General features: G+C 62.9%; 18 protein-coding genes. 10 read left to right on the top strand and 8 right to left on the bottom strand.

All coding sequences use genetic code 11. The annotated features are described in order from the left end of the window. Window positions 1-8 precede the first annotated feature (8 nt). From QRN04_RS09675 to QRN04_RS09660, 4 genes are read right to left on the bottom strand one after another with little or no spacing between them, the layout of a single operon-like run. Window positions 9-572, bottom strand: a complete 564-nt coding sequence (locus QRN04_RS09675) for an HdeD family acid-resistance protein (protein WP_284975807.1) — start codon at window positions 570-572, stop codon at window positions 9-11. Between the two features lie 45 nt (window positions 573-617). Further along, entirely contained in the window at window positions 618-1,832 is a 1,215-nt protein-coding gene (locus tag QRN04_RS09670; RefSeq protein ID WP_284975806.1) for an acetyl-CoA acetyltransferase, read from the bottom strand. Next, a complete protein-coding gene (locus QRN04_RS09665; RefSeq protein WP_284975805.1) occupies window positions 1,829-2,545 on the bottom strand; it encodes a CoA transferase subunit B in 717 nt (238 codons plus the stop codon). The genes QRN04_RS09670 and QRN04_RS09665 overlap by 4 nt, the downstream gene beginning before the upstream one ends. A gap of 33 nt (window positions 2,546-2,578) precedes the next feature. Further along, entirely contained in the window at window positions 2,579-3,295 is a 717-nt protein-coding gene (locus QRN04_RS09660) for a CoA transferase subunit A (RefSeq protein ID WP_284975804.1), read from the bottom strand. 172 nt (window positions 3,296-3,467) lie between these two features. On the opposite strand from QRN04_RS09660, the gene QRN04_RS09655 reads away from it, so the two are divergent. Further along, entirely contained in the window at window positions 3,468-4,232 is a 765-nt protein-coding gene (locus QRN04_RS09655; protein ID WP_284975803.1) for an IclR family transcriptional regulator, read from the top strand. A 4-nt stretch (window positions 4,233-4,236) separates the two neighbouring features. Here the strand turns inward: QRN04_RS09655 and QRN04_RS09650 are convergent, their stop codons facing one another. Beyond that, on the bottom strand, window positions 4,237-5,970 hold the full coding sequence (locus QRN04_RS09650; RefSeq protein ID WP_284975802.1) for a cytochrome c biogenesis protein DipZ: 1,734 nt from the start codon (window positions 5,968-5,970) through the stop codon (window positions 4,237-4,239). A gap of 240 nt (window positions 5,971-6,210) precedes the next feature. Between QRN04_RS09650 and QRN04_RS09645 the strand changes: the two genes are divergently transcribed. The 8 genes from QRN04_RS09645 to QRN04_RS09610 all read left to right on the top strand — a co-directional run bounded on the left by QRN04_RS09645 (window position 6,211) and on the right by QRN04_RS09610 (window position 13,674). Then, the gene (locus QRN04_RS09645) at window positions 6,211-6,897 is read left to right on the top strand and encodes a fasciclin domain-containing protein (RefSeq protein ID WP_284975801.1); all 687 of its coding nucleotides are present in this window, start codon (window positions 6,211-6,213) and stop codon (window positions 6,895-6,897) included. 172 nt (window positions 6,898-7,069) lie between these two features. After that, window positions 7,070-7,414, top strand: a complete 345-nt coding sequence (locus tag QRN04_RS09640; protein WP_284975800.1) for a hypothetical protein — start codon at window positions 7,070-7,072, stop codon at window positions 7,412-7,414. Between the two features lie 95 nt (window positions 7,415-7,509). Next, window positions 7,510-8,901 carry a cryptochrome/photolyase family protein gene (locus QRN04_RS09635; protein WP_284975799.1) on the top strand — a complete coding sequence of 464 codons (1,392 nt, stop codon included), beginning with the start codon at window positions 7,510-7,512 and terminating at the stop codon, window positions 8,899-8,901. Between the two features lie 193 nt (window positions 8,902-9,094). Continuing rightward, the gene (locus QRN04_RS09630; RefSeq protein ID WP_284975903.1) at window positions 9,095-10,594 is read left to right on the top strand and encodes a CoA-acylating methylmalonate-semialdehyde dehydrogenase; all 1,500 of its coding nucleotides are present in this window, start codon (window positions 9,095-9,097) and stop codon (window positions 10,592-10,594) included. Further along, window positions 10,594-11,685: an enoyl-CoA hydratase/isomerase family protein gene (locus QRN04_RS09625; RefSeq protein WP_284975798.1), complete on the top strand. Its 1,092-nt coding sequence runs from the start codon at window positions 10,594-10,596 to the stop codon at window positions 11,683-11,685. The genes QRN04_RS09630 and QRN04_RS09625 overlap by 1 nt, the downstream gene beginning before the upstream one ends. Further along, window positions 11,592-12,602: a 3-hydroxyisobutyrate dehydrogenase gene (gene mmsB / locus QRN04_RS09620; RefSeq protein ID WP_502868784.1), complete on the top strand. Its 1,011-nt coding sequence runs from the start codon at window positions 11,592-11,594 to the stop codon at window positions 12,600-12,602. Before QRN04_RS09625 ends, mmsB begins: the two co-directional genes overlap by 94 nt. Window positions 12,603-12,671: 69 nt before the next feature. Then, window positions 12,672-13,451 carry an enoyl-CoA hydratase gene (locus QRN04_RS09615; protein ID WP_284975796.1) on the top strand — a complete coding sequence of 260 codons (780 nt, stop codon included), beginning with the start codon at window positions 12,672-12,674 and terminating at the stop codon, window positions 13,449-13,451. A 67-nt stretch (window positions 13,452-13,518) separates the two neighbouring features. Continuing rightward, entirely contained in the window at window positions 13,519-13,674 is a 156-nt protein-coding gene (locus QRN04_RS09610; RefSeq protein ID WP_284975795.1) for a hypothetical protein, read from the top strand. 87 nt (window positions 13,675-13,761) lie between these two features. On the opposite strand, the gene QRN04_RS09605 is transcribed toward QRN04_RS09610, so the two are convergent. Continuing rightward, window positions 13,762-14,271: a MarR family winged helix-turn-helix transcriptional regulator gene (locus tag QRN04_RS09605; protein WP_284975794.1), complete on the bottom strand. Its 510-nt coding sequence runs from the start codon at window positions 14,269-14,271 to the stop codon at window positions 13,762-13,764. Between the two features lie 23 nt (window positions 14,272-14,294). Beyond that, window positions 14,295-16,013: an AMP-binding protein gene (locus tag QRN04_RS09600; protein ID WP_284975793.1), complete on the bottom strand. Its 1,719-nt coding sequence runs from the start codon at window positions 16,011-16,013 to the stop codon at window positions 14,295-14,297. A gap of 128 nt (window positions 16,014-16,141) precedes the next feature. Here QRN04_RS09600 and QRN04_RS09595 point away from each other — a divergent pair, with 128 nt between their 5' ends. Next, window positions 16,142-17,359: an acyl-CoA dehydrogenase family protein gene (locus QRN04_RS09595; RefSeq protein WP_284975792.1), complete on the top strand. Its 1,218-nt coding sequence runs from the start codon at window positions 16,142-16,144 to the stop codon at window positions 17,357-17,359. Here QRN04_RS09595 and QRN04_RS09590 read toward each other — a convergent pair. After that, on the bottom strand, window positions 17,345-17,791 hold the full coding sequence (locus QRN04_RS09590; RefSeq protein ID WP_284975791.1) for a winged helix DNA-binding protein: 447 nt from the start codon (window positions 17,789-17,791) through the stop codon (window positions 17,345-17,347). The genes QRN04_RS09595 and QRN04_RS09590 overlap by 15 nt on opposite strands. Window positions 17,792-17,934: the final 143 nt, after the last annotated feature.

Raw genomic sequence — 17,934 nt, 5'->3', positions numbered from 1 at the left:
CCAACCGGCTAGTGGGCGTACAACGACCGGGACGCGAGCCTGCGGAGGGTGATGCCCGAAACGATCAACAGCAGACCCGTGACGATGGCAAACGCAGCGAGCATTCCCATGAGCCCCAGAATCCCGATGCCTGGATTGGTGAGGACCACTATCCCGAACACAGTGGTGATGAGTCCTGTGAGGAACCAGATGCCCCACCGAGCGATGAAGTTCCTCGCGGCAAACGCCAGCACCATCTGCGAAATCCCCAGGATCAGGGCCCACAGCCCGATCAAGACGGCGACGGCGGTGGCAGTGATCCCCGGCCAGGCAACGGCCACGATGCCAGCTGCAATGGAGATAAAGCCGCCCACCATCGTCCAACTGGAACGGCCCGCGGGATCGTAGAAGTAATGGGCAACACTGGTGATGCCGTCAACTATCGCGAAGATCCCAAAAAGGACCACGATTCCGAATGCCGTGGCCCCCGGCAAAACGGTGATGAGGAGCCCAAAAACGACGGCGAGGGCTCCCCGGACCAGCAGCGCCGTTCCTGGGTGTTTGTACATTCTGCGACCCGATACGTCAGACATACCGTCAGCGTAGCCAACCGTCCGCCTATTCGAAACAGTTGGGTACTAGAGGGCCTCAAGGACGCTGACGTAGTTGGCGATACCCACTCCGCCCATGTTTTGCACGGCTCCGCGCCGGGCGTTGGGCAGTTGCATATCGCCGGCGGTACCGGACAGTTGCATGGCGGCGATGACGTGCTGCGATACGCCGGTGGCGCCCACAGGGTGGCCCTTTGCCTTCAGCCCGCCTGAGATGTTGACGGGCAGTATTCCATCCTTGTACACCCAGCCCTCCTGGATAGCCCGTGCACCTTCACCCCGCGGCGTCAGGCCCATGGCTTCGTACATAACCAACTCGGCGATGGTGAAACAGTCGTGGACCTCCGCGAAGTCCAGATCCGCGAGGCCGACGCCAGCCATGCGGAATGCGCGCTCCCAGGAGGCCCGGGTGGCAGCGAATTCCGTGGGATCCCGTTTCTCCGCGGGGAAAAAGTCGTTCGCGTGTCCGAATCCGGCAAGGCGCACCGGCGCGGTGGTGCCTCCGGTTGCCGTCGATGAAATCACGACGGCGGCAGCCCCGTCCGAGACTGGCGAGCAGTCCGTGCGGCGCAACGGTTCGGCCACCATGGGGTTCTTCTCGGAAATGGTGCGGCAGAACTCTTCACCGAAGTCCCGATGCATCTGGGCGTACGGGTTGGCCATGCCGTTGTGGTGGTTCTTGGCGGCAATGGAACCGAGGACATCACCGAGGCCGGCTTCAAATCCGGGGGCCGCGATCTTGGAGCCATACCGCTTGGCGTAGTGCTTGGCCACCTCAGCGAAGAGGCCGGTGAAGCCGGTGGTGGAGGCCTTGCCCGCCATTTCGTAGGAAGCACCCAGTAGTGCCGCCCCCACGACGTCCGCACCGGCGTCGGTCATTTTCTCGGCACCGATCACCAGGACGTTGCGTGCGGTCCCGGCGAGGAGGGCCTTGACGCCTTGTTGGAAAGCGGCCGACCCGGAGGCGCAGGCATTCTCCGTGCGTGTTGCCGGGACGTTGGCGAGGTCTTCGGACAGCTGAAGTGCCAGGGAGGAGGTGAAGCCCAGTGGCTGCATCCCTGAGTTGAACTGGCCGAGGTAGATCTCGTCGATGTCCTTCGGGTCCAGGCCCGAGTTGCGTATCGCTTCCCCGGCTACCTGGACGATCAACGATTCCAGGGTGTCATCGGTCAGTTTGCCGAATTTGCTGTGGCCCCATCCCGTGAGAAGGACATCTTTGCCGAACTGGTCATGGAGGCTCATGCGCGTACTCCTTCGAGGGTGCTTTCTTCCGTGCCGACTTCCAGCGCGACGGTGAATTCAGCCTCCGTCTTGCTGCGGATCTCTTCAACAGTGACGCCGGGGGCGAGCCGGGTCAGCACGAGGGCGGTGCCGCCGTCGTGCGGTTCTGCGCCAGGGGCAGCCTGTTCCGGAACGATGTCGAAAACGGCGAGGTCGGTGATGATCCGATCAACGCACTTGAGTCCGGTGAGCGGCAGGGTGCATTCCGTGACGATCTTGGCCGTTCCGTCTTTGGCGTTGTGTTCGGTGAGGACCACCACGCGCGGAGTGCCAGCCACCAGGTCCATGGCCCCGCCCATGCCCTTGACCATCTTCCCCGGGATGGTCCAGTTGGCGAGGTCGCCGCTGCCGGAGACCTGCATTGCGCCGAGGATGGCAACTTTTACATGTCCGCCCCGGATCATTCCGAAAGACGTGGCGGAGTCGAAGATGCTGCCGCCGGGGGTGATGGTCACGGTTTGCTTGCCCGCGTTGATAAGGTCGGCGTCTTCCTCGCCTTCGTAGGGGAAAGGGCCCATGCCGAGCAAGCCGTTCTCGCTCTGCAGGACCACCCGCACGCCGTCGGGCAGGTTGTTGGCCACCAACGTGGGGATGCCGATGCCGAGGTTGACGTAGTCGCCGTCGGTCAGCTCTTCAGCTGCGATCGCGGCCATCTGGTCTCGCGTCCATGCCATGGTGTGTGCTCCTTTGCTTAGACCGTGAAGTTCTTAGACCGTTGCGTGTACCGGCCGCGGCCGGACGGTCCGTTGTTCGATGTCCTTCACCCGGTCTGTGGCCTGCACCAGCCGCTGGACGTAGACGCCGGGGGTGACGACGTGGTTTGGATCCAACTCGCCCGACGCCACGATGACCTCAGCCTCGGCGATGGTCACGGCACCGGCCGTGGCCACTACCGGGTTGAAGTTCCGGGCTGTATAGCGGTAGATGAGGTTGCCGTCGGTATCGGCAGTATGTGCGTGGACAAGTGCGACGTCGGCGGTGATGGCGCGCTCGCGGACGTACGTCACGCCGTCGAACTCTTCCAAGGGCTTGCCTTCGGCCACCAAGGTGCCCACACCCGTACGCGTGTAGAAGGCCGGGATACCTGCGCCCCCGGCGCGGAGCCTCTCTGCGAGGGTGCCCTGGGGCGTGAACTCGACCTCAAGTTTCCCGGCAAGGTACTGCTCGGCGAACAGCTTGTTCTCGCCCACATAGGACGCAATGACCTTCCGCACCTGGCCGGCCTCGATCAGCACGCCGAGGCCCTTGCCATCCACGCCCATGTTGTTGGAGACGACGGTGAGGTCTTTGGCGCCTGAATCACGTACGGCGTCGATCAGGTCCGCCGGGATACCACTTAAACCAAAACCTCCGACGGCGATGGTCAAGCCGTCTGTTATCACGTCCTGCAGCGCGAGGGCGGCGCTCGTGTGGATCTTTGACATTCTGAGCTCCCGTTTGAGTGGTGGCCTATCCACTTTGTGGACATGACCCTTCTGTATGTGAGCCTAGGTTTTGGCTGACTGCGGGTCAACGGTTCGCACACTGATCCACCCACTCTGTGGACGCTACACTGATAAGTGTCCATAATGTGGATGAAATTTAGGAAAGGGTGCCATGGCAGTACAGGGAGCGCAGGTGGTGGGCAGGGTGGCCCTGCTTCTGAGGTTGGTGGGTCGCAAGCCGGAGGGGACGTCCCTGGCCGGCTTGGTCCGTGAGTCAGGGTTGACCCGCCCCACCGTGCACCGGTTGCTGTCATCGCTGGCAGCTGAGGGCCTCCTTGAACACAATTCCGCCACCGGCAAGTGGGCCCTGGGCTCAGAAATCTTCTTGCTCGGATCCGTGGCGGCGGCCCGCTTCCCGATGGAGGAGATCGCCCGTCCATCCCTCCGCCGGTTGGCCGCTGAAACAGGGGAGAGCGCGTTCTTCTCCATCCGTCGAGGCAACGAGACCGTGTGCGTGCTGCGGGAAGAAGGTTCATTCCCGGTGCGGTCTTTCGTGCTCCACGAGGGAGTGCGATTCCCGTTGGGGGTAGCGTCCGCGGGAACGGCGATCCTTGCCTTCCTGCCTCCCGAAGAGCAGGAAGGCTTGTTCACCCAATGGCCTGCCCATGCCGGGGACTTCTCCGCAGGGCACCCCGTTGAGACTGTGCGTGAAAACCTTGAACGAACCCGGTTGACAGGCTATTCCGTCAACCCGGGCCTGGTTTTGGAAGGGAGCTGGGGCATGGGTGCGGCGGTGTTTGACCAGCACGGAGAACCCGCGTGGGCCCTTTCCTTGACGGGCATCGAACCGCGCTTCCGGCCCGACCGGCAGGAGTTCCTTGGCAAACTCCTGCTGGCCGAAGCGCACCGGATGACTGCGAGGCTGCAGGGCAGCTGAGAGGTTATCCGAACGTGAACGAGTACGCCTGGATACCCTTTGGCACCTGCACTTGGAGGCTGCCAGCGCTGCTCGAGGAATCGTCCACGATCTTGTACAGTGTGGGCGTTCCGGAGACTGCCACCGGAGTGCTCTTACCATTCCGGATCACGTTCAAGGTGCCCTGGCCACTAACCACGATGTACACCTGCTTGGCGTGGTACTTCAACGCGATGGACGAGCCATCGCCAGTGGGCGTAATGGACTGAGTGCCCAGATCCCAACCCCCGGCGAGGGCGTAGCTATCGGCCGCTTGGGCTGCCGGTGCTGTGTAGACGCCCGGACCTGCCTTGTACGGTTCGGTGCCCCCGTAATTGACCTTCTTGGTGGTCCCAAAATAAGTCTCGGGAGTCGTGGCTCCGGCGACGGGGCCGGCGTCGGACTTCTCCGTCGGGGCCGGAAGCGTTGCCGACGGGTTAGCCTGCTGCAGCAATTCGCGGATGAGCTTCTCCGTGGTCTGGTAGCCGCCCTCGCCGAATTGGATTTGCCGGACTGTTCCCGAGGAATCGATCAAGTAGTGAGCGGGCCAGTAGCGGTTACGGTAGTTGGTCCAGGTGGAGAGGTTGTTATCAATCCCCACCGGATAGGTGATCCCGAGGTTCTGTGCCCCGGCCATCACGTTGTGGGGTTCCTTCTCGAAGGCATACTCGGGGGAGTGCACGCCGACGATTTCCAGTCCGGCGGCCTTATAGGCGCTGTACCAATCGGTCAGGTGCGGAACCGAACGCTGGCAGTTGATGCAGGAGTAGGCCCAGAAGTCCACCAGGACTACCTTGCCCTTCAGGTCTTTCAAGTTCACCGGCTGGTTACCGGGCGTGTTGAACCACTGCTGGATGCCCTTCAGGTCCGGTGCGGTGCCGCAGGATTCCAGCTCGGTGCCGCCGTTGCTGCATTTGTCGAGGTCCTTGTTCTGGTCATTGACCAGTCCGCCGAGATCCAGCGCCTTCTTGACGCTTTCATTGTCCTGCACTTGTGCCTGCAGTGTGGAGGTGTAGTCCGGGACAAGCCTCTGGAGTAGTTGGGGCAGGTTGAAGACAAGTCCGATAGCCAGGGCGATCATCATTATTCCGCCTGCAACTCGGATCTTGCGTTGGTTCTTGCGGAACGTCTTGACCCTTTCGGCTACGCGGCGGCCGGCAAGGGCGAACACCAGCAGGGGCAGCGCGGCGCCCAAGGCGAACGTCAACGTAAGGACGATGGTTTCCGTGCCGATCCGGCCCGTGGCGCCAGCCACCGCAATGGCGGCGAGCACTGGTCCTGCACAGGGAACATAAACGACGCCGAGGGCCAGCCCCAGCACCAGCCCACCATTTTCTGTGCCTACCCTGCGCTGCGGTACCCATGAGAACGGCTTCTCCAGGAGGTGCTGGAAGCGCTCAAAGATCAGCCCGAGGCCGATCAGCACCAGCACCACTAGCCCAATCCAGCGCACCAGGTCCTGCGGCAGGTTCACCAGTGTCAGAAGGAACGAGCCCACCAACGTGAAGACACTGAAGCTGACCACCAGCCCCAGGATGACAAGGTACGGCCGCAAGCCGGCCTTCCGCCGGCGCTTGGCTTCAGCCTTAAGGTCGACGGGCCCTTGGCGCGCTCCCTGTACGCCACCGGATAAGAAGATGACCGGAAGGACAGGAAGGATGCAGGGGGAGATCCCCGTGATCAATCCGCCCAGCAGGCCGATAAGTGCTAGTTGCAACATTGCGTCTCCCAACGTTTGCCGGGCGGCGGCAACGTAAGCCGGCTCCGGATATCTGCAAGCAGTTCGGAGCCGAGGCCCGTGTGGCTTGGTTTAAAACTTTTTCGATCAGCACCCATCCAGCTGGTGCCGACCTCCGAATAGCTGCTGAGACACAAACTGCCGGGCAAACAAACCGCCGGCGGCCCGGGTCCCACCAACCAACGGAACCAACGCCCTGGTTCCACAAAAAAGGAGAATGACATGTTGTCCACAAAGCGCCCCGCTCTCGCCTTGGTCGGCCTCACCGCAGCTGCCCTTCTCGGCCTTACTGCCTGTGGTGGTTCGAGCACCTCCAGCACCGCCTCCACTCCCGCCGCAGCGCCCTCATCTGCGGCAACGTCGTCCATGGCAGCGTCGCCGTCGATGTCCCCTAAGGCCAGCGCGGCCATGGATCCTACCCGTGACCTGGTTGGGCCCGGCTGCGCAGGCTACGCGGCGCAAGTTCCCAGTGGTGCGGGCTCGGTCCTGGGCATGTCGCAGGACCCGGTGGCTGTAGCCGCCTCCAACAACCCTCTCTTGAAGACCCTGACGTCCGCAGTCTCAGGCAAGCTGAACCCGAAGGTGGATCTGGTATCCACCTTGGACGGCAGCGAGTTCACGGTGATCGCGCCCGTTGACTCCGCTTTCGCCAAGATCGACCCCGCCACCATCGCAACGCTCAAGACTGATGACGCCTTGCTGAGCAAGATCCTCACCTACCACGTGATCCCCGGCCAGCTGACCCCTGATCAGATGGTGGGCACACACAAGACCGTGCAAGGCGGGGACGTGACGGTGGCCGGCACCAAAGATGCGTTGACTGTAAATGGCGCCAATGTTATTTGCGGTGGCGTCCACACGGCTAATGCAACGGTTTACCTCGTGGACTCCGTATTGATGCCCAAGTAAAAAAACTCAATTGCTGAAAGTGACGCCCTTTACCCTAGATGTAGAGGGCATTACTTTCGGCCACCGAGAGTTAATCTGGTTTCCCGGTCAGGACTGGGATATCATGAAAAAACAGGACATTCGCTGATGCAGACCGGCGGCCCGTACTTCTCTCTTAGAAGAGGCCACCGCAATGACCGACACCCAAATCGCCCGTTTTCTCCGTGACAGCGTGGTGTTCGAGGACGACACCGAAAAAGGCCTGGACTTCGACACCCTCTACGGCTTGTATATCAGCTGGTGCGTACTGGAACGCAAGGTTCCGATTCCCGATTCAGCTTTCAAGACCGCGCTTCAACTCGAGGGCATCAAGTCCGCCAAGGAAATCGGCCACAGGATCTATCCCGGCATGAGCATGGTGGGGCCTGCCGCAAGGGACTACGTGGTGAACAACGTGCCCATGTGGACTGAAACGGCCTCGGCTCCGGCTCCCGTACTGATGGAAATCGGCGAGGAAGCTATCGCTTTCAGCGCCTGACCTCCACCGGCTTCGCCCAACATCTCACCAACAGCCCATGCCCCTAGTATTCGTTAGGGACATGGGCTGTTCCCATGCCTGCGCTGAAAGGAAAAATGAAGCCGTCCATCGTTTGGTTCCGCGACGACCTCAGGGTCGCTGACAACCCCGCGCTCCGTGCCGCAGTGGACGACGGCGCCGCCGTCGCGCTTTACGTCCTTGACGAGGAATCAGCGGGCCTTCGCCCCCATGGTGGTGCGTCGCGCTGGTGGCTGCACCATTCCTTGTTGGCGCTCCGCGCCGAGTTGGACAAACTGGGCATCCCGCTGGTGTTGCGTCGCGGCCGGGCGTTTGAGGTTGTCCAAGAATTGACGACGACGCCCGGCGCCGGCGCACTCTACTGGAACCGGCGGTACGGCGCGGCGGAGCGAACGGTCGACGCCGGCATCAAGGCTTGGGCGCGCGAGGCCGGACTTCACGTCTCGAGTTTCCAGGCCTCACTGCTTCACGAGCCGTGGAACGTGACCACCAAAACGGGGGGTCAGTACAAGGTCTTCACGCCTTTCTGGCGTACCGTTTCGGCGCAGGATTTTCGGGAGCCGCTGCCCGTGCCTGAAGCCGGCCACGGCTACGCAGGTGCCATGGCTGAAAGTGATGACTTGGAGTCCTGGTCACTGCTGCCCACAAAGCCGGACTGGGCAGGAGGGTTGGCGCAAGCGTGGACGCCTGGGGCTGCCGCGGGCCACAAACGCCTTGCCCGCTTCGTGTCGGAGGGTCTTTCCAATTACAGCGAGGGCCATAACCGTCCGGACACTGACGGCAGCAGCGGCCTTTCCCCGTACCTGAGATGGGGTGAGCTCAGCCCTTACGAAGTGTGGCACGCGCTTGGGGAAAAGCGGTCCGAGAGCAGCAGCATCTTCGCTTCGGAGCTGGGGTGGCGCGAGTTCTGCTGGCACCAGTACTTCCACAACCCGCAGCTTGCCACGGCGAACCTCCGCCCGGAGTTTGACCGTTTCCCGTGGGCGTGGCCGGGCAGTGACGGCAGTAACGGGCGCGAACCCGGCCACGATGGCGCCCCCCGGGAGTTCCGCGCCTGGAAAAAAGGAATCACTGGATTCCCTTTGGTTGACGCAGGTCAGAGGCAACTCTGGACCACAGGCTGGATGCACAACCGTGTACGCATGGTCGCGGCCAGCTTCCTGGTGAAAAACCTCGGCATCCACTGGCAACTCGGCGAGCAATGGTTCTGGGACACCCTTGTTGACGCGGACCCGGCGTCCAACCCGGCCAACTGGCAGTGGGTGGCCGGCTCCGGGGCGGACGCCTCCCCGTTCTTCCGGATCTTCAACCCGGAGGGGCAGCGGACCAAGTTCGACCCCCAAGGCAAGTACATCGCCCACTGGATCCCCGAGTTCGGCACTCCGGATTACCCGGAAGGAATCGTGGACCTCAAGACCACCCGGGCCGAGGCCTTGGAGGCATACAAGGGCATGAGGGAAGTCCACTAGCGAACTCTTCGCCTGGTGGGGCGCCGGGGCAGCCAGCCGCGAACGCTCCTTGGACCCCCTCTGGAAATTAGTAGGAAGTCCGAGTATATTCGGTTTCAGAGATGACCTGGATCACAGTTGGTCACGTGTTCCTCGCCGGCCCCAGCAGCCGGCGGAACGGTAGTCATTCACGATGCAAAGGAGCATTTCCACCATGGTGCGCGAACTTTCCCACTACATAGATGGCCAGAGGATCGACGGCACGTCCGGTCGCTTCAGTGACGTTTACGATCCCTGCACGGGCGAAGTCCAGGCGCGGGTTCCGTTGGCCAGCGCCGATGAGGTGCGCAACGCCGTCGCCAATGCCGAGAAAGGCCAGCTCGAATGGGCGGCCATGAACCCGCAGCGCCGGGGACGGATCCTGCTCAAGTTCGTGGACCTGGTCAACGAGAACATGGACGAACTTGCCACACTCCTGTCCTCCGAACATGGCAAGACGTTCGCGGACGCCAAGGGCGATATCCAGCGCGGCGTCGAGGTGGTGGAGTTCTCCGCCGGCGCCCCGCACCTGCTCAAAGGTGAGTTCTCGGACAACGCCGGCACGGGGATCGACGTGCATTCCCTCCGCCAGCCATTGGGCGTCGTCGCAGGCATTACGCCCTTCAATTTCCCGGCCATGATCCCGCTCTGGAAGTCCGGCCCCGCGCTTGCCGCCGGGAACGCCTTCATCCTCAAGCCCTCCGAACGGGACCCCTCGGTTCCGCTCCGCCTGGCCGAACTCTACAGCGAAGCCGGTGTGCCGAACGGTGTCTTCAACGTGGTCAACGGCGACAAGGAAGCCGTGGATGCGCTGCTTGAAGACCCACGCGTGCAGGCCGTTGGCTTCGTGGGCTCCACGCCGATCGCCCAGTACATCTACGCCACCGCCGCCGCTCACGGCAAGCGCGCGCAATGCTTCGGCGGGGCGAAGAACCACATGGTGATCATGCCCGACGCCGATCTCGACATGGCCGCCGACGCCCTGATCGGTGCCGGATACGGATCCGCAGGGGAGCGCTGCATGGCCATCTCCGTGGCCGTGCCGGTGGGGCAGGAAACGGCAGATGCCCTGGTGGCTAAGCTGAGCGAGCGCGTGAAGGACCTGAAAGTGGGCCACAGCCTGGCCAAGGATTCGGACTTCGGGCCAGTCGTGGCGGCCTCCGCGAAGGAAAGGATCGAGGGCTACATCCAGTCCGGCGTGGACGAAGGGGCAACGCTGGTGACCGACGGGCGCGGCCTCACCGTGGACGGCTATGAGGGCGGATTCTGGGTTGGTCCCACGCTGTTCGACAACGTCACCAGCGACATGAAGATCTACAAAGAAGAAATCTTCGGACCCGTCCTCAGCGTGTTGCGCGCGGCCGATTACGACGAGGCACTCAGGCTCTGCAACGAGCACGAGTTTGGCAACGGCGTCGCCATTTTCACGCGCGACGGCGACTCAGCCCGCGACTTCGCGAGCCGCGTCCAAGTAGGCATGGTGGGTATCAACGTCCCAATCCCCGTACCTATCGCGTACTACACGTTCGGCGGCTGGAAGGCCTCCGGTTTCGGCGATCTCAACCAGCACGGGGCCGACGCTTTCCGCTTCTACACCAAGACCAAGACCGTGACGTCGCGGTGGCCTTCCGGCATCCGCCAAGGGGCCAGCTTCGTGATGCCGGCAGGCAGCTGATGGAGGCACTGGACACCGGGATCGTGCAAACCGCGGACGTTCAGTTTGAGCGGCGCGGACACCTGGGCGTGGTGACGCTCAACCGCCCCAAGGCCGTCAATGCGCTCAACTTAGGCATGGTCAAAGCCATGTTCCAGCAGCTCAGCGCCTGGGCCGACGACGACGACGTCGCCACGGTTTTGGTCCGCGGCGCCGGAGACCGGGGGCTGTGCGCAGGTGGGGACATCGTCGCTATCTACAAAGACATGCTGCACGGCGGGGCCGAGACTGCCGGGTTCTGGGCAGAGGAGTATCGCTTGAACTCCCTCATATCGCGGTTCCCCAAGCCTTACGTCGCCTTCATGGACGGGCTGGTCCTTGGTGGGGGCGTCGGCATTTCAGCCCACGGCTCAGTTCGCATCGTCACCGAGCGGACGCGAACGGGCATGCCGGAAACCACTATCGGCTTTGTCCCGGACGTAGGCGGCACGCTGTTACTGTCCCGTGCGCCGGGCGAAACAGGAACGCACGCTGCGTTGACCGGCGCCCACCTGACCGGGGCGGATGCCCTGTTCCTCGGGCTCGCGGACCACTTCGTGCCGTCCGAAAGCCTGCCCGCACTGGCAGAAGCGCTGGAAAGCTCGAAGGCGGAGGCCGCCGTCGAGCGCTATGCCCAAGCGGCGCCGGACTCGGCACTGGCAGTGCAGCAAGAGTGGATCGACCCTGCCTACGCGCACGACGCCGCAGAGGACGTTGTGCGAAGCCTGCGCTCGCTGGGCGGTGAGGCTGCTGCTGCCGCAGACACTATCGAAGCGAAGTCGCCGACGTCGGTGAAGGTCACCTTGGAGTCGTTGCGACGCGTTCGGGGGCTCTCGCTCGAGGAGGCGCTTGACCAGGAATACCGCGTGGGCCTGCGGTGCTTGGCAGGGCCGGACTTCCGCGAGGGCATTCGCGCCCAAGTGGTGGACAAGGACCGCAATCCACGCTGGAAACCAGCCACCCTCGCCGAGGTGCAGGCATCCGACGTCGAGGGCTACTTCGCGCCGCTCGGCGAACGGGAACTTGGGCTTCACGAGTCCGCCATCAGCAGCAAGTCAAAGGAGACGACATGACAGAGAACGCATCCTCAACGGGACTCATCGCTTTCCTGGGGCTCGGCCACATGGGTGGGCCCATGGCTGCCAACCTCATCAAGGCCGGTCACGACGTCGTTGGCTATGATCCGGTCCCGGCGGCAGTTGAAGCAGCGACTGCACACGGCATCCCCATGGTTTCTTCCCCCGCTGAAGCTGTTGCCGGCGCAGCAATCGTGCTGACCATGTTGCCCAGCGGCAAACACGTGTTGGATGCCTACCGCGGCGTGGACGGCCCGGGGCTGTTGAGCGTTGCCGCAGCAAACACGCTGTTCCTGGACTGTTCCACCATCAACGTGGACGAGGCCCGGGAAGCGGCGGCCATTGCGCTGGACGCCGGACACCGCTCGGTGGATGCACCCGTTTCCGGGGGTGTGGTGGGGGCCGAGGCGGGCACTCTGACCTTCATGGTGGGTGCGCTGCCTGAAGACTTTGAAACCGTGCGGCCCATCCTTGAGCTCATGGGCAAGAGGATCGTCCACTGCGGTGACCACGGCGCCGGGCAGGCCGCGAAGGTCTGTAACAACATGATTTTGGGCGTATCCATGATCGCCGTTGCCGAGGCTTTCGTCCTCGGCGAGAAACTCGGGCTCACCCATCAGGCATTGTTCGACGTCGCATCCAACGCGTCCGGTCAATGCTGGGCGCTCACCACCAACTGTCCGGTGCCCGGCCCGGTTCCAACGAGCCCGGCAAACCGTGACTACCAGCCCGGCTTTGCGGGGGCATTGATGGCCAAGGACCTGCGCCTCGCGTTGAATGCGCTGGAAAGCACGGGTGTTGCCGCGCAGATGGGGCCGCTCGCCTCGCGTATATATGACGACTTCGCGGCGGGCGACGGCGCCGGCAGGGACTTTTCCGGCATCATCACCGAGATCCGCGATAAGTCTGTGTGAGAGCTTGGTACTTAATGGTTCGTGCACGTGGGCAGTTCGTGTACGTGAGAAGTGGTCGAGAGGGAGAGCATGGCTGAGCAGTACCAGAACATTGTGGTCGAACACAGGGATCGCGTGGGCTTGGTGACCTTGAACCGGCCGTCAGCCTTGAATGCGCTGAACACGGAACTGATGAATGAGCTGGTCTCCGCAGTGAAGGACATGGATACCGATCCGGACGTGGGCGCCGTGGTGATCACAGGTTCTGCCAAGGCGTTCGCCGCCGGTGCGGACATCAAAGAGATGTCCTCCAAGACCTACATGGAGATGTACGCCGCGGACTGGTTCCGGCATTGGGAAGACCTCACCAGGCTCCGCATCCCCGTGATCGCCGCTGTGTCCGGGTTTGCGTTGGGTGGCGGATGCGAGCTCGCCATGATGGCCGATTTCATCATTGCCGGGGACAACGCCAAGTTCGGCCAGCCGGAGATCAACCTCGGGGTGATTCCCGGTATGGGAGGCTCGCAGCGGCTTACCCGTGCCGTGGGGAAGGCGAAGGCGATGGACATGGTGCTGACCGGACGTTTCATGGATGCCGAGGAAGCCGAGCGTTCCGGCCTGGTGTCCAGGGTTGTTCCCGCTGCAGACGTGGTGGAGGAAGCACTCAAAGCCGCCGAGGTCATCGCCTCCAAGTCCAAGCCGGTTGCCATGGTGGCCAAGGAAGCCGTCAACGCTGCTTTCGAGTTGTCGCTGAGCCAGGGCGTGGTGTTCGAACGCAGGGTATTCCACTCATTGTTCGCCACAGAGGACCAGAAGGAAGGCATGGCCGCGTTCACCGAGAAACGCCAGCCCGAGTTCAAGCACCGCTGACCCGCGGGTTGACGTGTATCGCGGGTGCCCCGGGCTAGACTCGGGGCACTGACGAATGGGGAGAGACATGTCAACGGAGATCATTCAAACCGGGCAATCCAACATCGTGGCCCAGCCGGTGAACCGCCAGGCGTTGGTCGCTGCTGCTATCGCGGTGCTGGCCTTGGCCGGGCTGTTCTTCGCTGGCATGGCAATCATCGCTGTCTTCGCCATGACCTCCTAACCCCTCACCGCGTGTCGAGGGGTTAGCTCTCGGCATTTACAAGCTCGCTTTGTGCCGAGAGCTAACCCCTCGCGGTAAGGAGTCCTGCTACTCTTCCGCGAAGTCTCCGGCGTCCCTTCGGAAGGTGCCGAGGACGCGGATGAGGTGATCGACGTCGTCGGGCCCGAATCCGGACTGCCCGAAAACTTCAGCGTTCAACGCCGCCGTCGCCTTCTTGGCCAGGCTGCGACCCTCGGGGGTGAGTTCGATCAGCGTAGTCCGGCCGTCCGTCGGGTGCGGCGAACGGCTCACCAAGGCAGCCCGTTCCAAGCGGTCGACGGCGTTGGTCACCGAGGTGGGATGGACCTGCAGGAGCGCGCTGGCCTTATTCATGGGCAGCGCACCACTGCGCGCGAAGCTCAGCAACGCCAGGAGTTCGTACCTCGCGAAGGTCAGCCCGAACGGCTTGAGGACAGTTTCGATGCGCGCGAGCAGGATCTGTTGCGTACGCATGATCGCGGTGATGGCCGCCATGGGCGCGGCAACATCGCCCCATCCATGCCGCTCCCAGTTGCGCTGGGCGTCGGCGATAGGGTCGCGGGGAAGCGGGGTGCCCATGGGCCTCCTTGGTTGTTGGATGCCTAGTCTCTCAGATTCGGGAACTCGTCCTCTGTATATTCCACTCCCAAGCCCGCGGGAAAAGGTCCGCTGCCGTGCCGGGCAACCTCGGTTCCGCGCAGTTCGACCCGCCTGATCTTGCCGGAGATGGTCTTGGGTAGTTCGCCGAATTCGAGCCGACGTATCCGCTTGAATGGTGCCAGGTGGGTGCGGCAATACCTCAGGATGTCTTCGGCTACCGCCGGTCCTGGCTCGTACCCCGCAGCCAGGACCACGAACGCCTTGGGCACCGACAACTTCACGGCATCCGGCGACGGGACCACCGCCGCTTCTGCCACGGCGGGGTGCTCGATCAGGACGCTTTCGAGTTCGAACGGGGACAGGCGGTAGTCGGAAGATTTGAAGACGTCGTCGTCCCGTCCCACATAGGTGATCACGCCGTCGGCATCCCGGCTGGCCATGTCCCCGGTGTGGTAGTAGCCGTTGCGGAACGCGTCGGCCGTTTTCGCTTCGTCGCCGAAGTATCCTTTCATGAGCCCCACGGGCCGGGGATCCAAGCGCAAGCAGAGTTCGCCGTCGTCGGCTTCCTGCCCGGTGGCCGGGTCCACGAGGACGACGTCGTAACCGGGCAGCGGGCGCCCCATGGAACCGATCTTCACGGCTTGGGCGGGAGTGTTGGCGATCTGGACCGTGGATTCGGTCTGTCCGAAACCATCGCGGATGGTGACCCCCCAGGCGTCTTCGACTTGCCCGATGACCTCGGCGTTCAGCGGCTCACCGGCGGAAACAACCTTGCGGGGCGGGGTGGTGAGCTGCTTGAGGTCGGCTTGGATCAGCATGCGCCACACGGTGGGGGGAGCGCAGAAGCTCGTGACTCCTTCGCGGCCCATCTGGTCCATCAGGGCAGCTGCGTCAAAGCGTTCATAGTTGTAGATGAAGACGCACGCCTCTGCGATCCACGGCGTGAACACATTGGACCAGGCATGCTTGGCCCAGCCAGGTGATGCGACGTTGAGATGCACGTCGCCGGGCTCCAGGCCAATCCAGTACATGGTGGACAAATGGCCCACCGGGTACGAGGTGTGGGTGTGCTCCACGAGCTTGGCCCGCGAGGTAGTGCCCGAGGTGAAGTAGAGCAGCAGGGTCTCATCCCCTCGGGTGGGGCCGTCGGGGGTGAAGTCCGTGCCGGCGTCGTACGAATCTGCGTACTGCAACGCCTCGGTGTTGGCGGGCTCGGCCCCCACCTCGATCAGCGTGTACGACCCCTCGACGGCGGCGAACTTGCCGATGTTGGCGCTGCCGACCGCTACCCAGTGGGCCCCGCCGCGTTCCACCCGGTCCTGCAGGTCGCGGGCGCCCATGAGCGTGGTGGTGGGTATCATCACGATGCCCAGTTTGATCCCGGCGAGCATGAGCTCCCAGAGTTCCACTTGGTTGCCGAGCATGATGATCATGTGGTCGCCGCGGTTCACGCCTTGGTTCCTCAGCCAGTTGGCCAGCTGGGATGACCTTTCGGATAGTTCCTTGTACGTGCGGCGCGTGGAGCTGCCGTCCTGTTCAACTATGACCAGCGCGGGTTTGTCCGCCTTCTGCGGTTCCGCGGCGACCTGGTCGAACCAGTCGAGGGCGAAATTGAACTCCTGGAAATGTGGCCATTCGAACTCGGCGTGGGCCTGCTTGTAGTCTTCGCGAAGCTCGAGCAGGCGATCTCGGGCCGTACGGAAGTCATCTGTGACTGTCATAGTCTGCCTTTCGCTGGGGCTTCGGCACCATTGCCGGCCAATCCCGTCTAGTGATCCATATCACCTTGCAATATACTAGGACATCCAAGGGTTTGGAAGAGCCTCCGTGGACATGACGAAGGGGAGTAATGCTCCAAGAACAAGCGGCCGGCCTGGTTGCCGACGGCGCCGCCCAAGAACGCGCCCAGCCTCCTTATCCGGAGGCGGACCTCATGCACGTAGTGGATCTGCTTCCCACCGAGGAGCGGGCCAGGTATTTCGAGATCAGGGAGTTCCTGCAAACGCGGATCCGCGCGGCCAGCATCGATTACTGGAACCGGGAAGAGTTTCCCACGGGTTTGTTAGCGGACATGGCCAAGTATGGCCTGGGCAGGCTCCAGACCGACGGCTCCTCGAAGCTCTTCAAGGGCCTTATGTACACCGAAATCGCGCGCGCGGACGTCTCTCTGTCAGCCTTGGTGGGCATCCACAACGAGCTCATCGTTGGCATGATCCATGAGCTCGGCTCCGACGAACAGAAGCGCCGCTGGCTGCCGGGACTTGAAGCGTTCACCCAGTTGGGTGCCTTTGCGTTGACCGAACCGGACCACGGCTCGGACATCGCCGGAGGACTCTCGACGACGGCGCGGCGCGAGGGCGATGAATGGGTCATCAACGGCGCCAAGCGATGGATCGGGGCCGGCACAATCGCCGACTTGGCTCTGGTTTGGGCACGGGATGAAGCCGACGGCGGCATCAAAGGCTTCATCGTGGAGACCGAACGCGCCGGATATAAGGCCACCAAGATCTCCAACAAGATCGGCCTGCGCATCATGCAGAATGCGGACATCACCCTGGATGAGGTGCGCATTCCTGCGTCGAACCTCCTGCCCGGAGCCACGGCATTTTCACGGGCCAACGATCTGCTGCGGGATTCCCGCGCGTGGGTGGGGTGGCAAGCTGCCGGCATCCAGTTGGCTGCCTTCGACATCGCACGCTCGTATGCCCTGGACCGCAAGCAATTCGGGAAGGAACTTGCCCGCTTCCAGCTTGTCCAACAGCAGCTCGCGGACATCTTGGGCAATGCGAACGCTTCCCTGTCCATGATGGTGGAGCTCGCGCGGATCCAACAGGCGGGAAAGCTCGAGATGGTACAGGCCGCTATGTGCAAGGCCACTACCACCAGGTTGGCCCGCTCGTCGGTGGCGATGGGCCGGTCCTTGCTGGGGGGCAACGGGATCACCACCGACTATGAGATGGGCAAGCTTTTCGGTGATGCGGAGATCCTCTACACGTACGAGGGTAGCTATGAGATCAACTCGATGATCGTGGCGCGAGCGGTAACGGGGAAGTCAGCGTTCGTTTAGGCCACCCCCGCTGGTGGGGCGTTGTGCCGCTTCGCTGATAATGGCCCGGAGCTCATCCCGGAGCGCATCAACGTCCTGGGTCACACCTTCCAAGATTCCCCGCTCCAGGGCGTGGGCTTCTTGGAGCAGGGCCGTGCCCGTTGCGGTGATGGAGACTGTCTGGTTGTGCCGGCTAGTCCGCCTGCGACGGCGGTTGATGCAACCCCTGAGTTCGAGCCGTAGCAGCAGCGGGCCCAGCGTTTGCGGCTGGGCCCGCATGATCGTGGCCAGTTCGTCCTGGGTGACGGGCCCCGCGGCTACCAGGGCGTCCAGGGCGACCACTGCCGGAAATGTCAGTCCGAGGGCTCGCAACTCTTCTTCCCACCGCTGCTCGACCAACCGGGCCGCCGTCGAGAGCAAGCGGGCTGTACCCCACTGTTGCGCGTCAGGCATAGGCAACCATCCCGTCGTCGGCAGCGAGTACGGGCCGGTGGACCAAGGGGCGAAAGCTAAGTAACCTGATGATCTACAGCGTAGGCATGGTGGTCCGAATTCGCCAACAGTAAGTCGACAGTGGAAATTCTAGTATTCGAAAT

Origin of the sequence: Arthrobacter sp. efr-133-TYG-104, from assembly GCF_030208915.1 — a bacterium.
In the GTDB taxonomy this organism is placed as follows: domain Bacteria; phylum Actinomycetota; class Actinomycetes; order Actinomycetales; family Micrococcaceae; genus Arthrobacter.
This window is presented reverse-complemented; position numbering and strand designations above follow the sequence as displayed.

Excerpts from the sequence above, each read along its gene's own strand:
- QRN04_RS09650 (WP_284975802.1), bottom strand. The coding sequence starts at position 5,970 with ATGTTGCAACTAGCACTTATCGGCCTGCTGGGCGGATTGATCACGGGG.
- QRN04_RS09630 (WP_284975903.1), top strand. The coding sequence starts at position 9,095 with ATGGTGCGCGAACTTTCCCACTACATAGATGGCCAGAGGATCGACGGC.
- QRN04_RS09670 (WP_284975806.1), bottom strand. The coding sequence starts at position 1,832 with ATGAGCCTCCATGACCAGTTCGGCAAAGATGTCCTTCTCACGGGATGG.
- QRN04_RS09675 (WP_284975807.1), bottom strand. The coding sequence starts at position 572 with ATGTCTGACGTATCGGGTCGCAGAATGTACAAACACCCAGGAACGGCG.
- QRN04_RS09605 (WP_284975794.1), bottom strand. The coding sequence starts at position 14,271 with ATGGGCACCCCGCTTCCCCGCGACCCTATCGCCGACGCCCAGCGCAAC.
- QRN04_RS09640 (WP_284975800.1), top strand. The coding sequence starts at position 7,070 with ATGACCGACACCCAAATCGCCCGTTTTCTCCGTGACAGCGTGGTGTTC.
- QRN04_RS09595 (WP_284975792.1), top strand. The coding sequence starts at position 16,142 with ATGCTCCAAGAACAAGCGGCCGGCCTGGTTGCCGACGGCGCCGCCCAA.
- QRN04_RS09660 (WP_284975804.1), bottom strand. The coding sequence starts at position 3,295 with ATGTCAAAGATCCACACGAGCGCCGCCCTCGCGCTGCAGGACGTGATA.
- QRN04_RS09625 (WP_284975798.1), top strand. The coding sequence starts at position 10,594 with ATGGAGGCACTGGACACCGGGATCGTGCAAACCGCGGACGTTCAGTTT.
- QRN04_RS09635 (WP_284975799.1), top strand. The coding sequence starts at position 7,510 with ATGAAGCCGTCCATCGTTTGGTTCCGCGACGACCTCAGGGTCGCTGAC.
- QRN04_RS09655 (WP_284975803.1), top strand. The coding sequence starts at position 3,468 with ATGGCAGTACAGGGAGCGCAGGTGGTGGGCAGGGTGGCCCTGCTTCTG.
- QRN04_RS09590 (WP_284975791.1), bottom strand. The coding sequence starts at position 17,791 with ATGCCTGACGCGCAACAGTGGGGTACAGCCCGCTTGCTCTCGACGGCG.
- QRN04_RS09600 (WP_284975793.1), bottom strand. The coding sequence starts at position 16,013 with ATGACAGTCACAGATGACTTCCGTACGGCCCGAGATCGCCTGCTCGAG.
- QRN04_RS09665 (WP_284975805.1), bottom strand. The coding sequence starts at position 2,545 with ATGGCATGGACGCGAGACCAGATGGCCGCGATCGCAGCTGAAGAGCTG.
- QRN04_RS09610 (WP_284975795.1), top strand. The coding sequence starts at position 13,519 with ATGTCAACGGAGATCATTCAAACCGGGCAATCCAACATCGTGGCCCAG.
- QRN04_RS09615 (WP_284975796.1), top strand. The coding sequence starts at position 12,672 with ATGGCTGAGCAGTACCAGAACATTGTGGTCGAACACAGGGATCGCGTG.
- QRN04_RS09645 (WP_284975801.1), top strand. The coding sequence starts at position 6,211 with ATGTTGTCCACAAAGCGCCCCGCTCTCGCCTTGGTCGGCCTCACCGCA.